This is a genomic window from Streptomyces sp. NBC_00647 (assembly GCF_045207245.1).
In the GTDB taxonomy this organism is placed as follows: Bacteria; Actinomycetota; Actinomycetes; order Streptomycetales; family Streptomycetaceae; genus Streptomyces.
Genome location: NZ_CP109040.1, coordinates 7,178,768 through 7,198,917, shown reverse-complemented (window position 1 = coordinate 7,198,917; position 20,150 = coordinate 7,178,768). Strand labels below are relative to the sequence as shown.

Here is a 20,150-nt window from a genome sequence, read left to right as displayed (position 1 = left end):
CGGGAAGGCGGCGAACGCGGACCAGGACGCCAGGAGCGCCAGGAGGCACGGGCCACTACTCCGTGACCCCCACGGACTCGGACCGGAGAGCAGGAAAGGCCGCTTCCACCAGCTCGGGGAACGGGATGGCCGCTCCACCAGCCCGGGAGCCGGAAGGGCCACTCCATCAGCCCGGGAACGGGAGGGCCGCTCCGGCCCGACGGGGCTCAGCCCCGCACACGACCGGCGGGACTCAGCCCCGGACGCCTCGCAGGGCCATCGCGACGGCCGCCTCCGTGATCGCCGAGGGGTCCTCGGCGGCCCCCATTTCGATGCGCCGCACCGCGGCGTCCACCACACCCTGGAGAAGCATCGCGGCCAGCCGCGGCTCGGCGTGCCCCAACGCGCCGAGCGCCTCGCCGATCATCGTGACCAGCCCGCCGTGCGCGGCGCGGATCTTCTCCCGGGCACCCGCGTCGAGTTCGCTCGCGGAGATGGCGACCACGGCCCGGTGCCGCCGGTCCCCGACCAGGGCAAGCTGCCGGCGTACGTACGCCTCGACCTTCCCCTCGGGGCCGTCCGCCGCCGCCATCGCAGCCGACACCTCGGCCGCCCAGACGGGAAAGTCGACCTCGCACAGTTCCTCGACGACGGCCGCCCTGGACCGGAAGTACTCGTAGACAGAAGAACGCGCGAGTCCCGTGCGCTCCGCGAGCGCCGGGAAGGTCAGCGCTTCCGTCCCGCCCTCGGACAACAGGGACCGCGCAGCGTCCAGCAGGGCGGCTCGCTGCATCGACCGGTGCTCGGCCACGGAGGCCGCTCGAATCCTTGGCACGTCAACCACTGTACGGACGCGCCGCCGCGGACGGGAGCCACTCGACCCAGCCGACCGCGGTGGCGTCCGTCTCCGCAGCCCGGGGTGCCAGGGCGGAACGGCACCACGGCAGGACCCACACCGAGCCGGGCGGCACCACGCCGGCACCCGCGCCCAGCCGGGCGGCAGCACCCGCGCCTGCCGGGCGAGGCCACGCCGGCGCCCGGCTCAGCGGCCGAAACTGGCCAGCTTGGCGCGGAGCTGGAGCACCGACTTGGTGTGGATCTGACTCACCCGGCTCTCGGTCACCCCGAGCACATTGCCGATCTCCGCGAGGGTGAGCCCTTCGTAGTAGTAGAGCGTGACCACGGTTTTCTCCCGGTCGGGCAGCGTGTTGATCGCCCGCGCCAGAAGCCTCCGCAGCTCCCGGTCCTCCGCCACCTCGACCGGATCGTCGGCGGCGGTGTCCTCCAGCGTGTCCATCAGGCTCAGCCGGTCGCCGCCCTCGCCGCCCACGTGCAGCAGTTCCTCCAGCGCGACCACGTTGGCCAGGGACAACTGGCTGAACACCGCGTGGAGTTCCTCCACCCCGATGCCCATCTCCGCGGCCACCTCACCCTCCGAGGGGGTGCGCCTCAGCCGGGCCTCCAGCGTCGCGTAGGCGCGCTCCACATTGCGCGCCTTCTGCCGCACCGACCGGGGGATCCAGTCCAGCGCCCGCAATTCGTCGATCATCGCGCCGCGGATGCGGGTGATCGCGTACGTCTCGAACTTGATCTCCCGCTCGATGTCGAACTTCTCGATCGCGTCGATCAGCCCGAACACCCCCGACGAGACGAAGTCCGCCTGTTCGACGTTGGCCGGCAGACCCACGCTGACCCGGCCCGCCACGTACTTCACCAACGGCGAGTAGTGCAGGATCAGCTGCTCCCGCAGCCGCTCGTCGCCGGTCGACTTGTACGACCGCCACAGCTCGTCGAGCGTCGAGGGCGCGGGCGGTCGCACGCTGCCGCCGTCGCGGGCGGCTGGCGGGATCGCCGTCCGGTCGGACCCGGAGGTGTGCTGGGGCATGCGTCGCCTTGTGCCGTTCTGCCGTGAACTGTGGAGTGACTGGGTGTCCTGTCGGCGTCATGCCGAGATCGCGTGCCTGCTTCGGATCCTTGTGAGCGTAGCGTGACTGGGCTGTCGCAGTGCGCGAAGAGCGGGCTGTCACCCGCACGCGAAGACTTTCCCCGGCGCGTTCCGCGGAGTCGTGACGGTTGCCCTGCGTGACCGCCAGGGGCGGCCAACTGCAGGTATTCCCAAGGGTGTCGGCGTTCCCCCGGACGGCCGAACACGCTCGGTCAGCATGGCTCCCGATCACCGCGGACGGAGATCATCGCCTGGCGTGTCAACTTCCAGCCGTCGCCGTGTCGTTCGACGAAACCAAGTGCTCGGAGTTCGTACAGTCTCCCGACCGCGTCGTCCGCGGTGGTCGCCGCTCTCCGGGCGATCTCCGGGGCCTCCGCGGAGCCCCGCGCCGGCAGGGCGGCCAGGACGCGTCCCGCACCCGGGTGCAGCAGGTCGCGCGGCAGCACGGGTCCGCGCCGGTCCGGCGCCAGCTCGCCCATGTCGCCGACCATCTCGGCGACTTCCGCGGCGTCGGAGACCAGGACGGCTTCCCCGCGCAGCAGTTCGTGCACCCCCGCGGAGAGTCCGCTGGTGGCGGGTCCCGGCACGCCCATCGTGAACCGCCCCAGACGCTGCGCCGAGCGGGCCGTGACCAGCGCTCCGCTGCGGTACGCCGCCTCGACGACCACGGTGCCCCGGGTGAGCGCCGCGATGACCCGGTTCCTGAGGATGAATCTGCTCGGCGTCGGATGCTCGCCGGGCGGCAACTCCCCCACCACGAGTCCCTGTTCCGCGATCCTGGTGATCAACTGGGTGTGTCCGCGCGGGTAGGGCCGGTCGACACCGCAGGCGAGCACGGCGACGGTGGCGCCGCCCGCCCCGAGGGCGCCCCGGTGCGCGGCACCGTCGATGCCGTACGCACCGCCGGACACCACCACCCAGCCCCGCTCCGCGAGCCCGGCGCCGAGGGTGGCCGCCATGTGCGCGCCGTACTCGGTGCAGGCCCGGGCGCCGACGACGGCGACGGACCTCAGGGCCCATATCCGCAGGGCGGCCCGCCCCCGCACCCACAGTCCGACGGGCCGGGCGTCTCCCAGGTCGTCGAGCTGCGCGGGCCATTCGGATTCACCGGGACAGATGAACCGCACCCCTGCGTCCCGGGCGAGGGCGAGGTCGCGCTCCGGGTCGGCACGCCCCGCCCGGGCCCTCAGCCCCGCCCACCGCTTGTCGGTCATTCCCCGGGGCTGCCCCTCGTCCCCGTAAAGCCACCGGACCGCCTCCCGGGCCCCGACCTCCCGGAGCCAGCGCCCGCAGACCTCGTCGCCCGGTTCGACGACCCGGGAGAGCGTGACGCGGGCCCTGCGCTCGTCGTCCGTCATGCCGGCGAGCCGATCGCCATCGGTACCCCGCGCGGGATACCGGTGCGCAGCTGGAGGGCCAGGGCGACGTCCCCGGCGTCGGGCCGGTCGTGCCCCGACAGGTCCGCGACCGTCCACGCGACACGGAGCACCCGGTCCAGGCCGCGGGCCGTCAGCAGCCCGCGCTCCAGGCCCCGCTCGGCCTCGTCCATCGCTCCCGGCTGCGCCTGCCAGCGCCCGCGCAGCTCGCGTCCCGGCACCTCGCTGTTGGTGAGCCAGGGGGTTCCCGTCAGGCGCGCGGCGGCTCGCTCGCGGGCGGCCCGCACCCGGTCCGCGACCGTCTTGGTCGACTCGCCGCGCGCGCCGCGTGCGGTGAGTTCGGCTCGGGTGACCGGCTCGACCTCGACGCGCAGATCGACCCGGTCGAGCAGGGGTCCGGAGAGCCTCGCCTGGTAGCGGCGGATGGCGGAGGGCGGGCACTCGCAGTAGTCGTTCGTCGTGCTGAAACGGCCACAGGGGCAGGGGTTGGCGGCCAGCACCATCAGGAACTTCGCGGGGAACCGCACGACACCGGCGCTGCGCGCGATCACCACGTGCCCGGCTTCCAGCGGCTGCCGCAGGGCGTCGAGCGCGAAGCCGCTGAATTCCGGTGCCTCGTCGAGGAAGAGCACCCCGCGGTGCGACAGGGACACCGCGCCGGGCCGCGCGAGTCCCTTGCCGCCGCCGACGAGCGACTGCATGGTCGCGGAATGGTGGGGTGCGCAGTAGGGCGCGATGTCCACCATCGGTTTGCCCGGTGGCAGCAGGCCGGCGACGGAGTGGATCGCGGTCACCTCCAGGGATTCCTGCCGGGACAGCCGTGGCATGAGCGACGGCATCCGCTCGGCCAGCATCGTCTTGCCCGCGCCGGGCGGTCCTTGGAGGAAGACGTGATGGCCTCCTGCCGCCGCGACCTCCATCGCGGTGCGTGCCGACAGCTGGCCGACCACGTCGCCGAGGTCGTGGTCCCGGTCGTGCTCCGGCACGGCGATGCCGCACAGGCCGGTGGCCTCGCCCGTACCCGGCACGCGCAGGCCGGCCAGCAGGGGGTCCGGGCGGCCCTGCTCGTCGGGATCCTCCTCGGGCACCGGTTCGTCCGCGAGCACCGCGATCAGCTGACGCAGGCTGCGGACCCCGAGCACCGAGACGCCCGGCACCAGTGAGGCCTCGGCCGCCGCGCACTCCGGCACCACCACCTGCTCGTATCCGGCGTCCGCCGCGGCGAGCACGGCCGGCAGGATGCCCCGGACCGGCCGCACCCTGCCGTCGAGCCCCAGCTCCCCGATCATCACGATGTCGGCGAGCACACGGGGATCGATCCGCTCGGAGGCGCCCAGCACCGCGCAGGCCACGGCGAGGTCGAAGCCCGAACCTCCCTTGGGCACGGAGGCCGGACTCAGCCCCACCGTCAGCTTCTTCTGCGGCCAGGACGCACCGGAATTGACCACCGCGGCCCGGACCCGGTCGCGGCTCTCCGTCAGGCTCTTGTCGGGGAGCCCCACCAGTGTGAAGGCCGCGATCCCCGGCTCCAGGTCCGCCTGGACCTCGACGACGACGCCCTCCACGCCCACCAGGGCGACCGAACACGTACGCGCGAACCCCATCAGGCCACCCCCCGCGCGTGCTCGACCAGGGGTGCGCCGCGCTCGGGGAGGACGACGCCGATCAGGTCGATGCGGACACCGCCCGGTGGGGCTCCCCCGTGTTCCTGGAGCCAGCGTTCGGCCAGGCCGCGCAGCCGCTGGGCCTTCGCCGGTGTGACGGCCGCCATCGGGTGCTGGAACGCGCCCGCCCTGCGGGTCTTGACCTCGCAGACGACCAGCGCGTCGCCGTCCCGGGCCACGATGTCGATCTCGCCGGTCCTGCCGCAGCGCCAGTTGCGTGCCAGGACCGTCATGCCGGTCTCGGTCAGGCGTCGTGCGGCCAGCTCCTCGCCGTACGCGCCCAGTGCCTTGCGTGCCTCGGATGTCTTCATGTCGGCACCACCTCCGGCACCGACACTGAGGCCACGTCACCCAGCTATTGGATCTTGGTGGACGAGCGGGTGATTGTGGAAATCTCCGTCACCCGCTCGAGCCATTCACGCGATCACCGCTCGCCGTCGGCCGCCGGGAGAAGCCGTCGGCCGGGGGACCCTGCCCCTCCCTGAACCCTCAGCCCGCGGTCCGGCCGTCCGGACTTCAGCCGCCCGGCAGTTCCAGATCGCTCTTGTTCAGTTCCTCGATGTTCACGTCCTTGAATGTCAGGACGCGTACCTGTTTCACGAAGCGGGCGGGCCGGTACATGTCCCACACCCAGGCGTCCGCCATGGACACCTCGAAAAACACCTCACCCTGGACCGAGTGCACCTGCATCTCGTAGTCGTTGGTGAGGTAGAAGCGCCGTTCGGTCTCGATCACATATTTGAACAGACCGACGACATCGCGGTACTCCCGATAGAGCTTCAGCTCCATCTCGGTCTCGTACTTCTCGAGGTCCTCGGCGCTCATGGCATGTTCCCCTTCAGCCGTGCGTCCCCCTATTGTGCGCCAGCCCCGAGAGCCCCTAGACGATTTCCGTGTCGAGGACCTCGGGCGTGGCCGGGGGGCCCTCGTCGAGCACCCTGCGCAGCAGCTCGGCGAGCTTGGTCGGATACACCGTCTCATGTGCCTCGGTCAGTTCCCGGCACGTCCACCAGCGCGCTCCGGCGACGCTGCGCCGCTCCAGGTCCGTCAGCCCCGCGGCGGCCGTGGCCGTCTGGGTCGTACGGGCGAGGAAGTACCACTCGTCCTGGTCCCAGCGCCGCCCCGCGAACGGGAACGAGCAGATCCGCCGCCACAGCACCGGGCCCAGTTCGACCTCTGTGATACCGGTCTCCTCCACGAGTTCCCGCAGAGCGGCCTGCTCCCGGGTCTCGTCGCCCTCCAGACCGCCGCCCGGCGTGAACCACCAGTCGTCCGAGGGATCGTCCGGCTCGTGACCGTGCAGCAGCAGGACGCGGTCCCGCGGGTCGAGCAGGACGACCCGGGCGACCTTGCGCAGGCCGCCTCGATAGGCGTCCTCGCCCCCGTCCGTCGCCTCAGCGGGCACCGGCGGGCTCCGTGCGCGCACGGGAACGGCCCACCCTCTTGGCGACGGGCCCGTAGGCCGCGCCGCCCAGCACGAGCACGGCGCCGGCGATCACCAGGGCGACGATCGTACGGAGCGGTCCCGGCTGGGACAGGGCGCCGAGCGTCTCGAAGCCGGTCGGGCGCTCGAGCATGCCGTTCATCGGCCAGGCGACGGCGTCGACCCGGGCCGTCACCGCGCCGACCGCCACGGTGCCGCCGGCCGCGTCCGTGAGATGCGCCGTGGAGTCCAGGGAGCCCTGCCGCTCGTCACCGAGCAGGAACAGCCGACCCTTCGGAACCTTCACGGACGGGAAGTCCGTGATCTCGGCGAGGCTTCCCTTGGACAGATACGGTTCGTCGATCTGCTTGCCGTTGACGGTCAGCTTGCCCTTGGTGCAGCAGGAGACCGTGTCGCCGCCGATCGCGACCACGCGCTTGACCACCGACGTGCCGGTGACCCACGTCTTGTCCTTGAAGACGACGACGTCGCCCCGGCGGATGTCGCTCCCGTCGATGCGCTGGGCCAGCACACGGTCGCCGACGTTGATCGTCGGGGACATCGAACTCGTGGGGACGGTGTACGGCAGATAGACCACCGCTCCCCAGGCGAATCCGCCGAGGAACAGCACCAGCCCCAGCGCGACGGCCAGTCCGGACAGCCGCTGTCCGGCCTTGCTGCCCACCGGGCCCTTGCCTGCGCCACCGCTGCGCGGGGCCGTACGTATTGCGTTCTCGCCACCCATGGGTCCGCACCTTACCCGGGGGTACGGTCCGGGGTCAGCCCATGGCCCGTATCGCGATCACCACCGTGGAACGGAATGTGCGGGACTTGTGCCGGCCACCCGCCGTCCGCCCGTCCGTCTGCCCGATCCGCCCGTCCGAACGCCCGCGCTCCCCGGAAACGAGCGGGGCCGGCCGGTCCGGAGGAATCCGGACCGGCCGGCCCCGAAGGCCGAGAGGTGTCTCAGTCGTCCTTGGACGCCTTGCGCTTGCGTCGCACCAGCACGAGCGGCACCGCGCCCACGAGGGCCACGGCACCCGGCGAGCTGATCGCCGCGGCCGCCTGGTCGTTCAGGCCGGGCTGGTCGAAGGTGTCCGGGACCGGGAGGGTGCCCCAGCGGTTGATGGGCCAGGCCTTGACGATGGCACGGCCGACGACCTCGTTCACCGGCACCATGCCGTGGTGCTTGTCCGCCTGGTTGTAGCGCGAGTCCCGCGAGTTCTGGCGGTGGTCGCCCATCACCCAGATCATGCCCTCGGGAACCTTGACCTTGAACTGGCCGCCGTCCTCGTCCTGGCTGCACGGGGTGTTGCCCGCGTACACGTACGCGTCCTCGTTCAGGGCCTTGCCGTTGACCGTCAGCGGGCCGGTGCCCTTGCACTGGACCGTGTCGCCGCCGACGCCGATGACCCGCTTGATGAGGTCCTTCTCCTCCGCGGACGGCATCAGGCCGATCCAGCTGAGGAACGTCTGCAGGGCGTTCGGGTTGGCCGTGGGCTCGCCCGCCAGCCAGTTGTCCGGGTCGTGGAAGACGACGACCTCGCCGCGCTCCGGCTCCGAGCCGAACCACGGGGTCAGCTTGTCGACCAGGACGCGGTCACCCTGCTGGAGGGTGTTCTGCATCGAGTCCGAGGGGATCGAGAACGCCTGCACCAGGAACGTCTTGATGAGCAGCGCGAGCACCAGGGCGATGCCGATCAGGATCGGCAGTTCCTTCCAGAACGAGCGCTGTTTCGAGGATTTCGGCTTCCGCTCGGCGCGCCCGGTCGAGGCGTCCCCGTCCTCGGAGCCACTCCCGGAACCCGAACCGTCCTCTACGGCAGGGGCAGCCGCATCGTCGGGTCGCTCCGGCTGACCTTCCGGACCTTCGTGTCCGGACCGTGCGCCGACCGCCACATCCCCCACATCCACTCCTCACTCCGTGCCGCCGCCCGCGCCGTATTCGGCGCAGGCCCACCACTCCCATAACGAGCGGGAGTTCCGCAGGGCTCGGGAGCGGGATCAATCCGTCTGGATCCGCAGGGGCCACCCTATGCGACAGAGAGAGAGCGGAGGTCGACCCTCCAGGCGCGTCGGCCACCGTCGAGAAGGTGCTCGGCTCCTGCAGACGTGTCCAGTGACCGATGGGCCATCCGATGATCATGGCCCGGCCGACGATCGACTTCTGCGAGACGGTGCCGCTGAACTTGTCGGTCCGGTGATAACGGGAGTCGGCGGAGTTGCCCCGGTGGTCGCCCAGTACGAACAGGCGGCCCTCGGGCACCTTCACCTCGAAGGAGAAGTCCGACGGTTTGTCGCCGGCGTAGATGTAGGGCTCGGTCAGGGGGGTGCCGTTCACGGTCACCCGGCCCTGTGCGTCGCAGCACTTGACCGTGTCGCCGCCGACCCCGACGACCCGCTTGATCAGGTCCTTCTCGTTGTCGGACGGCAGCAGGCCGATGAAGGTCAGCCCCTGCTTGAACTGCTTGACGACCACGGGGTCGTCCTTCTTCTTGGTCTCCTCGGCGGTGAGCCAGCCTCCGGGGTCCTTGAAGACGACGACGTCACCGCGCTTGGGCTCGGAGCCGAACCACGGGGTGAACTTGTCCACCAGGACGCGGTCGCCGATCTGGATCGTGTTCTCCATGGAGCCCGACGGGATCACGAAGGCCTGCACCAGGAAGGTCTTGAGGACCAGGGCTATCAGCACGGCCACGCCGACGAGGAGGGGTATCTCCTTGACGGTCGAGCGCCGCCTGCGCCGCTTGATCTTGCGGGCGAGCTTGCGCCGCTCGACCCGGCTCGGCCGGGCGGCGCCTCCGGAGGCGCGCCGGGAGCCGGTGGGCAGCAGGTTGTCGGCGGCGCTGGCGGAGACCCCGCGCGCCCGTCCGCGGTTACCCATGGGCACCTCCGGCGGCGGGCACCCGCGCATAGGCGTCGGGGCGCGTCAGCCGGGTCCAGTGGCCCGCCGGCCAGGCGATCCAGTCGGCCCTGCCGATGACGTCGCCGACGGGGACCATGCCACCGCCGGGCGAGCCCAGATGGTCACGGGAGTCGCGGGAACGGCTGCGGTGATCGCCCAACAGGAAGAGGGAGCCCTCGGGCACGACGATGTCGAAGGGCGCGTCGGACGGGCTGTCACCCCGATGGAGAAATGTCGACTCGTCGACCGATCGGCCGTTCACTTCGAGTCTCCCCTCCTTGTCGCAGCAGACCACGTGGTCTCCCCCTACTCCGACGACGCGTTTGACGTAGTCCGCGTTCCCGAAATAACCAGTGCCGTCGAACACGACGACATCGCCCCGCTGCGGCTCGGAACCGAAACGGTACGCCAACTTATTTACGAGAACGCGGTCCCCGATCCTCAATCCGGACTCCATGGAGCCGCTGGGAATTTCGAACGGCTGCATCACGAAGCGGCTGACCAGCAGCAGAAATACCAGACAGACCAGCACAGTCAAGGTGATCCGGCCCCCGGGGAGCCAGTCGGCGACGCGGTCGGCGAACGCAGAACGCGACCGCCCCTCCGGCCCCGCTGTGTCCGAGATCTCCTCGGAAGCGGAAGGGCGGGAGGAGCGGTCGCGCTCCACATGCTGTGCTTCGGTGTCCATCGGGGCCAGATGCTATCCGGCCTCCATGTGACGCCTTCTTACTGGCTCGGTCGCCGGCGGCTCGCCGCGGCGGCGCGAGGTCAGTTGTCGCGCTTCTCCTTGATCTTCGCGGCCTTGCCGCGCAGCTCACGGAGGTAGTACAGCTTGGCGCGACGCACGTCACCGCGGGTGACGAGCTCGATCTTCTCGACGATCGGGGTGTGCACCGGGAAGGTGCGCTCGACGCCGACGGAGAACGAGACCTTGCGGACCGTGAAGGTCTCACGGACACCGGCACCCTGGCGACGGATGACTACGCCCTTGAACTGCTGCACACGGGAGCGGTTGCCCTCGATGACGCGGACGTGGACGTTGACGGTGTCACCCGGGCGGAAGGCCGGGACGTCGGTGCGCAGCGACGCGCTGTCGACAGTGTCGAGCAGGTGAGACATTTTGTCTGCTTCCTTCGCTGATGCCACAGGTCATCAACGGGAGAGTGGTTCGAAGATGATGCTGCCTCGTCGGGACGGGCGTCGTGTCCCCCTGTGGCAGGGGCGCACGCCGGACGACGTAGAGCAGCGGCCTATTCTTCCATGCCCTCGGGCCTGCGCCAAAATCGGCCGTCGGGACCCGGCTGCCAGCCCAGGATCGAGAGCATCTCGCGGTCCTTCTTGTCGAAGGCGGAGGGGTCGCAGCGCTCGATGAGGTCGGGCCGGTTCGCCGTGGTGCGGCGCAGGGCCTCGTCGCGCCGCCATCGGGCGATCTTCCCATGGTGGCCGCTGACCAGCACCTCGGGGATCTCACGGCCGCGCCACTGCGGGGGCTTGGTGTACACCGGGCCCTCCAGGAGGTTGGCCATGGCCCCGGGAGCGAAGGAGTCGTCCCGGTGCGACTCGGCGTTGCCGAGGACCCCCGGCAGCAGCCGGGCCACGGCCTCGGTGACGACGAGGACTGCCGCCTCACCCCCGGCGAGGACGTAGTCGCCGATGGACACCTCGTAGACGGGCATCCTCGTCGCGTACTCGTCGATGACCCGGCGGTCGATGCCCTCGTAACGCGCCGGAGCGAAGACCAGCCAGGGGCGCTCGGAGAGCTCGACGGCGAGTTCCTGGGTGAAGGGGCGTCCGCTGGGGGTGGGAACCACCAGGACGGGCCCGTGGGAGCCCGTCTCGTAGCCGTCCGCCAGGGCGGAGTCCAGGGCGTCGCCCCAGGGCTCGGTCTTCATGACCATGCCCGGTCCACCGCCGTAGGGGGTGTCGTCGACCGTGTTGTGACGGTCGTACGTCCACTCCCGGAGATCGTGCACGTGCACGTTCAGCTGTCCACGCGCGCGTGCCTTGCCCACGAGTGAGACGTTCAGGGGCTCCAGGTACTCGGGGAAGATCGTGACCACGTCGAGCCGCATCAGGCGTCGGCCCCCGCGGCGTCCTCGTCGTCGCTCCCGGCGGAGCCGTCCTCCGCGTCCCGGGAGGAGACGACCTCCGCCTGGTCGTCGATCAGCCCGGGCGGCGGGTCGATGACGGCCCGCTGCTCCTCGAGGTCGATCTCGACGACGATCTCCTCCACGAACGGGATCAGCACCTCGGTCCCGTCCGCGCGCTCCACCACGAACAGGTCCTGGGAAGGCAGGTGCGAGATCTCGGTGATGCGGCCGACCTCGGCGCCGTCCTTGGTGACGACGTCCAGGTCCATCAGCTGGTGGTCGTAGTACTCGTCCGGGTCCTCCGGCGTCTCCTCCGGGTCGACCTCGGCGATCAGCAGGGTGTTGCGCAGCGCCTCGGCGGCGTTGCGGTCCCGTACGCCTGCGAAGCGCAGCAGAAGACGGCCGCTGTGGACGCGGCCCGTCTCGATGGTCAGCGGTCCGGTGGAGGCCGGATCGGTGAGCAGGACGGCACCGGGCCCGAGCCTGAGCTCCGGCTCGTCGGTGCGGACCTCCACGGTGACCTCGCCCTTGATGCCGTGGGCGCGGCCGACGCGAGCGACTACCAGCTGCACTGTGCTTGATCTCCTGTCGTGTGCCGACGGCCATGCTTCATGGACGACTGCGGGTGCGCGGACGCCCGCGGGTGCGCGGGGATCCACGCGGTCCGTGGCCGTCTGCGAGGGTTCGCAGACGACTACGGGCCGGGGACGGCTCGTAAGCCCTCCCCGGCCCGAGCCGGTGCTGCCTGTTACGTCAGCGGACGTGATCCACGTCGACGAGGTCGACGCGGACACCGCGGCCGCCGATGGCGCCCACGACGGTGCGCAGAGCGCGTGCGGTGCGGCCGTTGCGGCCGATCACCTTGCCGAGGTCGTCGGGGTGGACCCGGACCTCGAGAACGCGCCCGCGGCGCAGGTCACGCGAAGCGACCTGCACATCGTCGGGGTTGTCGACGATGCCCTTCACGAGGTGCTCGAGAGCCTCCTCGAGCATGCTCAGGCCTCGGTCGACTCGGACTCGGCCGGAGCCTCGTCCTTCTTCTCAGCCTTCTTCTTCTGGGTGATGGCCTCACCCTTGCTCGCGTCGTCGCCACCGAGGGCGTCGAACAGCGGGCGCGCGGCCTTCGGCTCGGCAACGAGCAGCGGAGCCGGGGCCGGCAGGCCCTTGAACTTCTGCCAGTCGCCGGTCAGCTTCAGGATGGCGAGCACGGGCTCGGTCGGCTGCGCGCCGACACCCAGCCAGTACTGCGCACGGTCCGAGTCGACCTCGATGCGCGAAGGGTTCTGCACCGGGTGGTACAGACCGATCTCCTCGATGGCCCTGCCGTCACGGCGGGTACGGGAGTCGGCGACGACGATGCGGTAGTGAGGCGAACGGATCTTGCCCAGACGCTTCAGCTTGATCTTGACTGCCACGGAAGTGGTGTCTCCTGGTCTTGACGGGGTTGGACACGACGAGATGGCCGCGTGGGGTTGCGGTACCCGAGTGTCCGATGGACGCGTCAGCCGGAGGAGAGAGGGGTCCTATGCGGCTGTCGAGTACAGCTAGCCATTCTGCCACATCCTGCGGACCGGCCGGACCGAGGGTGCGCGGGCCCATGGCTGACGGGCACCCGGCGTTCCGGGTGCCCGTCAGCCATGGGCCCGCGTGGACCGGCGACGCCGGGCACCGGCGAGGTGTGGCCCGCGCGCACTCGTGCTTCCTGAAATCCCCCACTGCCCCGAAGGAGGCGGGGGAGGCACGACTGCTCACGGGCCGCGCGTACTCGTCCGGCACCCACGAGACGCCGGTGTCGCACGCACCTCAGCCCGCGGCCGCCCCGACCACCTCCGGAATCCGGAAGGGCTTGCCGCACCCTCCGCACACGATCGGCGCCTGCGCGAGGACCGAGGGGACCACGCGCACGTTGCGCCCGCAGTCGCAGACGGCCTTGACGCGGACGCCTCCCCCGGAGGAACCGTGGCGGGCGGCCGGGCCGCGGAACGAGCGGGCGGTGTCGGCGGCGGTGGCGGCCGAGTGCGCCTTCAGCGCGCGCTGGAGCCGCTCGATCGTCGGGCGGTAGCGGCGCTTCGCCTCGGGGTTGAGCGTGACCAGCGAGAAGCCACTGCTGGGATGCGGCTCCTCGGGGTGGTCGAGGCCCAGCTCCTCGGCGATCGCGAGGAACCTGCGGTTGTGATACCGGCCGGCGCGCGAGGTGTCGCGGACTCCGCGGGCGGCGGCGATGCCGTGGACTGCTTCATGAAGCAGTCGTTCGAAGGAGAGCTCGTGTCCGCAGGCGGACGACGATTCTCCGATCAGGGACTCTGGCGCGGCAAGATCGGGCAGTTCGGGGTGGTGCCGCTGAATGTCGGCCCACGCCCCTGCCAGCTCTGCGGCGAGAACAGGTGGTGTCGTGCTCACGTAATGACAACGAGCGGGGGTGCCCCTGTGTTCCTATTCCGGGGCATCCCAAATAATTTGCACGTACCCGTCAGTTGCCACTGATGCGTCCTGACGAGGGCGGGTGCGCTGATCTGCGGAGAAGCGTCACAGCTCCTACCAAGGCGGTACGTAGGCACACGTACGCCCCGGCACGTAGACGGTCTCCGCGCTCCGGGGCGCCTGTGGTCGGCAGATGCGCAAGAGGTGTTTCGGCCGCCCTCGGGCCCGCTCAGTAGGCGCGGGCGACGACGGCGACGTTACCGGGTGCGTCGTCGGCGCCGGGCACCGACCCGTCCTCCGCGACCAGACACCGTACGGTCACCGCGTGCTCGGCGAGCCTGGCCTCGCCCTCTTCGCCGAGGTCGGCCCACGGAATGCGCGCCCAGCCGCCCGCCACGGCGGCCTCCACGGCCGCGTCGATCGTCGAGACGTCCGACGTGCGGGACTCGCGGCGCTCGCGCGACTGCCTCAGGAGCAGCGCCTGGTCCTCCTCGAGGATGCCGGGGAGCAGTGCCGCCAGTGCGTCGACGGCCACGGGCTCCTTGCCCCCGGGGATACGGCGGACCAGCATCGCGGTGCCACTCTCCAGGTCACGGGGGCCGACCTCGACGCGCGCGGGGACGCCCTTGAGTTCCCAGTCGACGGCGCGGCGCCCGAAGGGGGTGTCCGTGCGGTCGTCGACCTGGACCCGTACACCCGCCGCCTTCAGCCGGTCGCCGATCTCGCGGACCTTGGCCAGAACCGCTTCGTCCCCCTTGATCGCGAGGACGACGACCTGTACCGGGGCGAGCCGAGGCGGCACCCGCAACCCTCTGTCATCACCGTGCGACATGATCAGGCCACCCACCATGCGGGTCGAGGACCCCCAGGAGGTCTGCCAGACGAGCTCCTGTCTGCCCTCCTTGGACAGGTACTGGGTGTTGAACGCCTTCGCGAAGTTCTGCCCCAGCTCGTGGCTGGTGCCCATCTGGAGCGCCTTGCCGTCGCCCATCATGGCTTCGAGGGTGAGGGTGTTGATGGCACCCGCGAACCGCTCGCTCGCCGTCTTCCGGCCAAGGACGACGTCGATGCCGAGGACATCGACCATGAAGTCGGCGTACACCTCCTTGTGGATGTGCGCGGCATAGTCCCGGGCGTCCTCGTAGGTGGCGTGGGCGGTGTGGCCCTCCTGCCAGAGAAATTCAGTCGTTCGGAGGAACACCCGCGGGCGCATCTCCCAACGGACCACGTTCGCCCACTGGTTGATCAGGAGCGGCAGATCGCGGTAGCTCTGCACCCACTTGGAGAAGTAGTCGTTGATGATCGTCTCGGAGGTGGGGCGGACGACGACCGGCTCCTCCAGCTCCTTGCCGCCGCCGTGCGTGACCACCGCGAGCTCGGGGGCGAACCCCTCGACGTGCTCCGCCTCCCGGGTCAGGTACGACTGCGGGATGAACAGCGGGAAGTACGCGTTCTGGGCGCCCGCTTCCTTGATACGGGCGTCCATCTCCTGCTGCATCCGCTCCCACAGCCCGTACCCGTACGGCCGGATGACCATGGTGCCGCGCACCGGCCCGTTGTCGGCGAGCTCGGCCTTGTTGATCAAGTCCTGGTACCAGCGCGGGAAATCGTCCGCCTGGGGCGTGAGAACGGGTGCCTTTGCCATGCGGCGATCGTACGGGCCCACGTTGCCGGAATGTGAATTCTCGCGCCCTTTGCGGCCCGCGCACAAACGGGACCCCGCAACCCCTGGACGGCACGTCGAGTGCGGAGTTACCTGACATACGGGGGGAGTGCGGGCCTCGTGCGCGGGGGCGAAGGAACAGGCCCGGCGGCAACTCTCGGCGGATTGGGGCACTTTCGATGACACCTACGCTCGTGCGGCAGCACCTTCCTCATGCGGGTCCAGCGCCCCGCGCGGACCGGGGTGCACGCGCGCGTGACTGGGCCGAGATCCAGGAGCGGATGCTGGTGCCGCTCTACGAGGCCGTCTACGAGCGGCTCGAAGTGGGCGGCGGGACGCGGCTGCTCGGGCTCGGCTGCGGGGCGGGGCTCGCCCTGCTCATGGCGGCCTCCCGCGGCGCCGCGGTCACGGGTGTCGACTCCTCGTCGCCCGAACGGCTGGCCTTCGCACGCGAGCGTCTGCTGCCTGAGGGAGGGAGCACACCCCCGCGCGGCCACCGGCTCGTGGCCGGCTCCCCCGGGGACGCGGCCGTGGCGGGAGCGCCGGCCTACAACCTGGCGACCGCGTTCGAGCCGATCGGCTGCGTGTCCGGAGACTCCGAGGGACTCGGTTCGCTGCTCGCGGAGGCGGCACCGCTCACCGGCCGCGGAACGCCCGTGGTGCTGGTCGGGTGGGGGCCACCGGAACGGTGCAGCACCTCGGCCGTGCTGCGGGTGGCCACCAAACTGGCCGACCCCCTGCGCGGTGCGGTCTGCCTGCGTGCCGCCCGCCGGGACGACCTGGAGGAGGTGGCCCAGCGGGCCGGGCTGCGGCCGGACGGCTCAGGTCGGGTGGCCTGTCCCTTCGGATACGCCGATGTGGACAGTGCCGTGCGAGGGCTGCTGTCCACGGGTCTCTTCGACGCCGCGGTCGACGCGACCGATCAGGCCCAGGTCGACAAGGAAGTGGCCGAGGCGCTGCATCCGCATCTGCGGCGGGACGGGACGGTCTGGATGCCGAACGTGTTCCGGTATCTGATCGCCCGTACGGTCTGAGGGATCACGCTTCCTTCGCCGCACGGGGTACTCCGGCGATCCGGTAGGCCTCCGCCTCTTCCAGGGTCTCGTTGGCGAGGAGCGCCTTCGCCAGGGCGTCCAGTTGTCCTCGGTGTTCGCGGAGTTTCAGGCAGGCCTCCTCGTAGCACTCGTCGACGATGCGGCGCATCTCGTGGTCGATCGAGTCGAGGGTGCCCGGGGCGGCCGAGAGGCCGTAGGCCTGCTGGGCGTCGCTGGGCAGGGCGGACAGCCGGCCGACGCGTTCGCTCATGCCCCAGCGGGCGACCATGCCGCGGACGATGTTCGTGACCTGTTCGAGGTCGTTCTCCGAGCCCGTGGTGATGACGTCGTAGACGACGTGTTCGGCGGCCATTCCGCCGAGGGCGCCGATGATGCGGCCGCGCAGGTACTCCTCGGTGTAGGCGTACCGGTCCGCGTCCGGCGTCGAGAGGGTGACGCCGAGGGCGCGGCCGCGCGGGACGATGGTGATCTTGCGGACCGGGTCGGCGCCGGGCCGCAGCATGCCGAGGAGCGCGTGTCCGCTCTCGTGGTAGGCGGTGCGGCGGCGTTCCTCGTAGGGCATGACCAGGGAGCGCTCGGCGCCGAGCTGTACCTTTTCGAGCGCTTCGGACAGGTCGCCCTGGGTCACCTCCTGCTGCTTGCGCTTGACGGCGAGGAGGGCCGCCTCGTTGGCGAGGTTGGCGAGGTCTGCGCCGGTCATGCCCGGGGTCGTACGGGCCACCTGGGTCAGGTCCACGCCGGGGGCGAGCGGGATGTCGCGGGTGTGGATCTCCAGGATCGCCTCACGGCCGCCGCGGTCGGGGGGCGAGACGTTGACGACGCGGTCGAAGCGGCCGGGGCGGGTGAGCGCCGGGTCCAGGATGTCCGCGCGGTTGGTGGCGGCGATGACGATGACGCCCTCCGAGCCGGAGAAGCCGTCCATCTCGGTGAGGATCTGGTTCAGCGTCTGCTCGCGCTCGTCGTGGCCGCCCATGCCGGAGCCGCCCGACCGCGCCCGCCCGATGGTGTCGATCTCGTCGATGAAGATGATCGACGGGGCCACTTTGCGGGCCTCGGCGAACAGCTCGCGCACGCGCGAGGCGCCGACGCCCACGATCATCTCGATGAACTCGGAGGCGGAGGCGGAGAAGAACGGGACCCCCGCCTCCCCCGCGACCGCCCGCGCGAGCAGGGTCTTTCCCGTGCCGGGCGGCCCCGCCAGCAGCACACCGCGCGGCATCTTGGCGCCCATCCTGCGGTACGCGTCGGGGTTCTTGAGGAAGTCCACGACGTCGTTGAGTTCACCGGCGACCTCGTCGATGCCGGCCACGTCGGCGAACGTCGTGCGCTTGCCGCCGGGCACGAGTTCGACCGGCTTGGGGGGTGTCTTGCGGCCGAGCATGCCGCCGGCGCCGCCCATGCCGGAGCCCATCCTGCGGGCGATGAAGATCCACAGGACGACGAGCAGGAGCATCGGGGCGAGCGAGATCAGCAGATTGAAGAGGAAGCTGCGCTCCTGGACGACCGGCGAGGCGGTCACCGTGACGTCGTGCGCCTGCAGGTTCTCCCAGAGCTTGTCGTCCGCGAAGACCGGGCGCTGGGTCTTGAACTTGGTGTATTTCCCGTCGCCGTCGGGGTTCTCCTGGGAGTTCTTGAGCTGCCCCTGGATCGCGTCGCCCTTGGAGTAGATCTTGGTGACGTTGCCGTCGGTCACCTGTCTGCTGAACTCCGTGTACGAGATCGTCGGCTCGTCGCCCTGGTTGTAGAAGGAGAGCACCAGGTTCGCGACCAGGAACACCACGAGAGCGGCCAGGGCCAGGCTCCACCAGCCGCCGGGCAGCTTCCGCCGGCCACCCGAAGGCGGTGTCGACTCGGGTGGCGTGCCCTCGGTACGCCACGGCTGATCAGGTGCCTTGCGCGGCGGTACGGGGTTGCCCATATGGTGACGTTACGACATATGGCGGACGGCGGCACCCGCGCTCACGCCACTGGGGGCGCCCCTCCGGTGAGGGGCGCCCCCAGTGGGCGTCGCTGAAGCGCTCCCGTACGGGACGCGATGTCAGCCCATGAATTTCTTGAACTCGTCCGGCAGCTCGAAGTCCTCCTGGGCGCCCTGCTGAGGAAGGCCGAAGGCGTTGCCGCCCTGGGCACCGGCCTCGCGGCGGGCAGCCTCCTCTTCCTCCTGCTGCTTGCGCTTCATCGGGTTGCCGGAGCGCTGCTTGCCCTTGGCCTGCTTCTGCTTCTTCTTGGTGCGGCCGGGGCCGCCACCCATGCCCGGCATTCCGGGCATGCCCGGCATCCCGCCGCCCTGGGCCATGCGGGACATCATCTTGCGGGCCTCGAAGAAGCGCTCGACCAGGCCCTTGACCGCGCTGACCTCGACACCGGAACCCTTGGCGATACGGGCGCGGCGCGAGCCGTTGATGATCGTCGGCTCCTGGCGCTCGGCCGGCGTCATCGACTTGATGATGGCGGCCGTGCGGTCGACGTCGCGCTCGTCGAGATTGTTGATCTGGTCCTTGATCTGGCCCATGCCCGGGAGCATGCCGAGCAGCTTGCTGATGCTGCCCATCTTCCGGACCTGCTCCATCTGGGCCAGGAAGTCGTCCAGGGTGAAGTCCTGGCCCTTCTTGGACGCCAGCTTGGAGGCCATCTTCTCGGCCTCTTCTTGGCTGAACGTCTTCTCCGCCTGCTCGATCAGGGTGAGCAGGTCACCCATGTCGAGGATGCGGGAGGCCATCCGGTCCGGGTGGAAGGCGTCGAAGTCGTCGAGCTTCTCGCCGTTCGACGCGAACATGATCGGCTTGCCGGTGACCGAGGCGATCGACAGGGCCGCACCACCGCGGGCGTCACCGTCGAGCTTGGAGAGCACCACGCCGTCGAAGCCGACGCCGTCACGGAAGGACTCGGCCGTGTTGACCGCGTCCTGGCCGATCATCGCGTCGACGACGAAGAGGATCTCGTCGGGGCTGACGGCGTCGCGGATGTCCGCGGCCTGCTGCATCAGCTCCTGGTCGATGCCGAGGCGGCCGGCGGTGTCCACGATCACGATGTCGTGGACCTTGGTCTTCGCGAACTCCATGGAGTCCTTGGCGACCTTGACCGGGTCGCCGACGCCGTTGCCCGGCTCGGGGGCGTAGACGGCGACGCCCGCGCGCTCGGCGACCACGCTGAGCTGGTTCACCGCGTTCGGGCGCTGGAGGTCGGCGGCGACGAGGAGCGGGGAGTGCCCCTGGTCCTTGAGCCACTTGCCGAGCTTTCCGGCGAGCGTGGTCTTGCCCGCACCCTGGAGACCCGCGAGCATGATCACGGTGGGCGGGTTCTTGGCGAAGCGGAGGCGGCGGGTCTCCCCGCCGAGGATCGTGACGAGCTCGTCGTTCACGATCTTCAGAACCTGCTGGGCGGGGTTCAGCGCCTTGGAGACCTCGACACCGAGTGCGCGCTCCTTGACGTTCTTGATGAAAGTCCGCACGACAGGCAGGGCCACGTCGGCTTCGAGGAGCGCGATACGGATCTCGCGTGCGGTGGCGTCGATGTCGGCTTCGGACAGTCGGCCCTTGCCCCGCAGGTTCTTGAACGTCGCTGAGAGGCGATCGGAGAGAGTATCGAACACGGCGCTCGTCGGTCCTCAGGGGTCGGGGGCGATGGGA

At 70.4% G+C, this 20,150-nt stretch carries 20 protein-coding genes and 1 pseudogene; 1 reads left to right on the top strand and 20 read right to left on the bottom strand.

The features are described 5' to 3' along the window. Positions 1-232 precede the first annotated feature (232 nt). The 18 genes and pseudogenes from OG788_RS31800 to proS all read right to left on the bottom strand — a co-directional run bounded on the left by OG788_RS31800 (position 233) and on the right by proS (position 15,448). Positions 233-790: a TetR/AcrR family transcriptional regulator gene (locus OG788_RS31800; RefSeq protein ID WP_406376898.1), complete on the bottom strand. Its 558-nt coding sequence runs from the start codon at positions 788-790 to the stop codon at positions 233-235. Positions 791-1,021: 231 nt separating this feature from the next. After that, entirely contained in the window at positions 1,022-1,864 is an 843-nt protein-coding gene (whiG, locus tag OG788_RS31795; protein WP_356752355.1) for an RNA polymerase sigma factor WhiG, read from the bottom strand. A 272-nt stretch (positions 1,865-2,136) separates the two neighbouring features. After that, positions 2,137-3,282, bottom strand: coding sequence for a DNA-processing protein DprA (gene dprA / locus OG788_RS31790; protein ID WP_356752353.1), 1,146 nt, complete (start codon positions 3,280-3,282; stop codon positions 2,137-2,139). Then, positions 3,279-4,904: a YifB family Mg chelatase-like AAA ATPase gene (locus OG788_RS31785; protein ID WP_406374667.1), complete on the bottom strand. Its 1,626-nt coding sequence runs from the start codon at positions 4,902-4,904 to the stop codon at positions 3,279-3,281. Before OG788_RS31785 ends, dprA begins: the two co-directional genes overlap by 4 nt. After that, positions 4,904-5,275, bottom strand: coding sequence for a YraN family protein (locus OG788_RS31780; RefSeq protein WP_406374666.1), 372 nt, complete (start codon positions 5,273-5,275; stop codon positions 4,904-4,906). Before OG788_RS31780 ends, OG788_RS31785 begins: the two co-directional genes overlap by 1 nt. A 205-nt stretch (positions 5,276-5,480) precedes the next feature. Continuing rightward, complete coding sequence (locus OG788_RS31775; protein ID WP_003965949.1) at positions 5,481-5,789, bottom strand: DUF2469 domain-containing protein; 309 nt, start codon at positions 5,787-5,789, stop codon at positions 5,481-5,483. 55 nt (positions 5,790-5,844) lie between these two features. After that, on the bottom strand, positions 5,845-6,369 hold the full coding sequence (locus OG788_RS31770) for an NUDIX hydrolase (RefSeq protein WP_356752347.1): 525 nt from the start codon (positions 6,367-6,369) through the stop codon (positions 5,845-5,847). Continuing rightward, positions 6,359-7,132 carry a signal peptidase I gene (lepB, locus tag OG788_RS31765; RefSeq protein ID WP_406374665.1) on the bottom strand — a complete coding sequence of 258 codons (774 nt, stop codon included), beginning with the start codon at positions 7,130-7,132 and terminating at the stop codon, positions 6,359-6,361. The genes OG788_RS31770 and lepB (OG788_RS31765) overlap by 11 nt, the downstream gene beginning before the upstream one ends. A 221-nt stretch (positions 7,133-7,353) precedes the next feature. Continuing rightward, positions 7,354-8,295, bottom strand: coding sequence for a signal peptidase I (lepB, locus tag OG788_RS31760; RefSeq protein WP_356751523.1), 942 nt, complete (start codon positions 8,293-8,295; stop codon positions 7,354-7,356). Further along, positions 8,183-9,271 (bottom strand): annotated as a pseudogene (gene lepB / locus OG788_RS31755) (signal peptidase I); the annotation flags it as partial. The gene lepB (OG788_RS31760) and the pseudogene lepB (OG788_RS31755), both read right to left, overlap by 113 nt. Next, positions 9,264-9,980, bottom strand: a complete 717-nt coding sequence (gene lepB / locus OG788_RS31750; RefSeq protein ID WP_406374664.1) for a signal peptidase I — start codon at positions 9,978-9,980, stop codon at positions 9,264-9,266. The pseudogene lepB (OG788_RS31755) and the gene lepB (OG788_RS31750), both read right to left, overlap by 8 nt. A gap of 80 nt (positions 9,981-10,060) precedes the next feature. Continuing rightward, a complete protein-coding gene (gene rplS / locus OG788_RS31745; RefSeq protein ID WP_007493339.1) occupies positions 10,061-10,411 on the bottom strand; it encodes a 50S ribosomal protein L19 in 351 nt (116 codons plus the stop codon). Positions 10,412-10,542: 131 nt separating this feature from the next. Further along, on the bottom strand, positions 10,543-11,364 hold the full coding sequence (trmD, locus tag OG788_RS31740) for a tRNA (guanosine(37)-N1)-methyltransferase TrmD (RefSeq protein WP_406374663.1): 822 nt from the start codon (positions 11,362-11,364) through the stop codon (positions 10,543-10,545). Further along, positions 11,364-11,954 (bottom strand): ribosome maturation factor RimM, encoded by a 591-nt coding sequence (gene rimM / locus OG788_RS31735; protein WP_406374662.1) that lies wholly within the window; start codon positions 11,952-11,954, stop codon positions 11,364-11,366. The genes trmD and rimM overlap by 1 nt, the downstream gene beginning before the upstream one ends. A gap of 181 nt (positions 11,955-12,135) precedes the next feature. Continuing rightward, on the bottom strand, positions 12,136-12,375 hold the full coding sequence (locus tag OG788_RS31730) for an RNA-binding protein (protein WP_005479813.1): 240 nt from the start codon (positions 12,373-12,375) through the stop codon (positions 12,136-12,138). 2 nt (positions 12,376-12,377) lie between these two features. Next, positions 12,378-12,797: a 30S ribosomal protein S16 gene (rpsP, locus tag OG788_RS31725; RefSeq protein ID WP_266763184.1), complete on the bottom strand. Its 420-nt coding sequence runs from the start codon at positions 12,795-12,797 to the stop codon at positions 12,378-12,380. Between the two features lie 388 nt (positions 12,798-13,185). After that, complete coding sequence (locus OG788_RS31720; protein WP_351544937.1) at positions 13,186-13,782, bottom strand: hypothetical protein; 597 nt, start codon at positions 13,780-13,782, stop codon at positions 13,186-13,188. A gap of 250 nt (positions 13,783-14,032) precedes the next feature. Beyond that, on the bottom strand, positions 14,033-15,448 hold the full coding sequence (gene proS / locus OG788_RS31715) for a proline--tRNA ligase (RefSeq protein ID WP_406374661.1): 1,416 nt from the start codon (positions 15,446-15,448) through the stop codon (positions 14,033-14,035). A gap of 197 nt (positions 15,449-15,645) precedes the next feature. Here proS and OG788_RS31710 point away from each other — a divergent pair, with 197 nt between their 5' ends. Further along, complete coding sequence (locus OG788_RS31710) at positions 15,646-16,500, top strand: SAM-dependent methyltransferase (protein ID WP_406374660.1); 855 nt, start codon at positions 15,646-15,648, stop codon at positions 16,498-16,500. 4 nt (positions 16,501-16,504) lie between these two features. Here OG788_RS31710 and ftsH read toward each other — a convergent pair whose 3' ends face one another. Further along, complete coding sequence (gene ftsH, locus OG788_RS31705; protein ID WP_406374659.1) at positions 16,505-18,439, bottom strand: ATP-dependent zinc metalloprotease FtsH; 1,935 nt, start codon at positions 18,437-18,439, stop codon at positions 16,505-16,507. Between the two features lie 120 nt (positions 18,440-18,559). Beyond that, positions 18,560-20,113 (bottom strand): signal recognition particle protein, encoded by a 1,554-nt coding sequence (gene ffh, locus OG788_RS31700; RefSeq protein WP_351544949.1) that lies wholly within the window; start codon positions 20,111-20,113, stop codon positions 18,560-18,562. Positions 20,114-20,150: the final 37 nt, after the last annotated feature.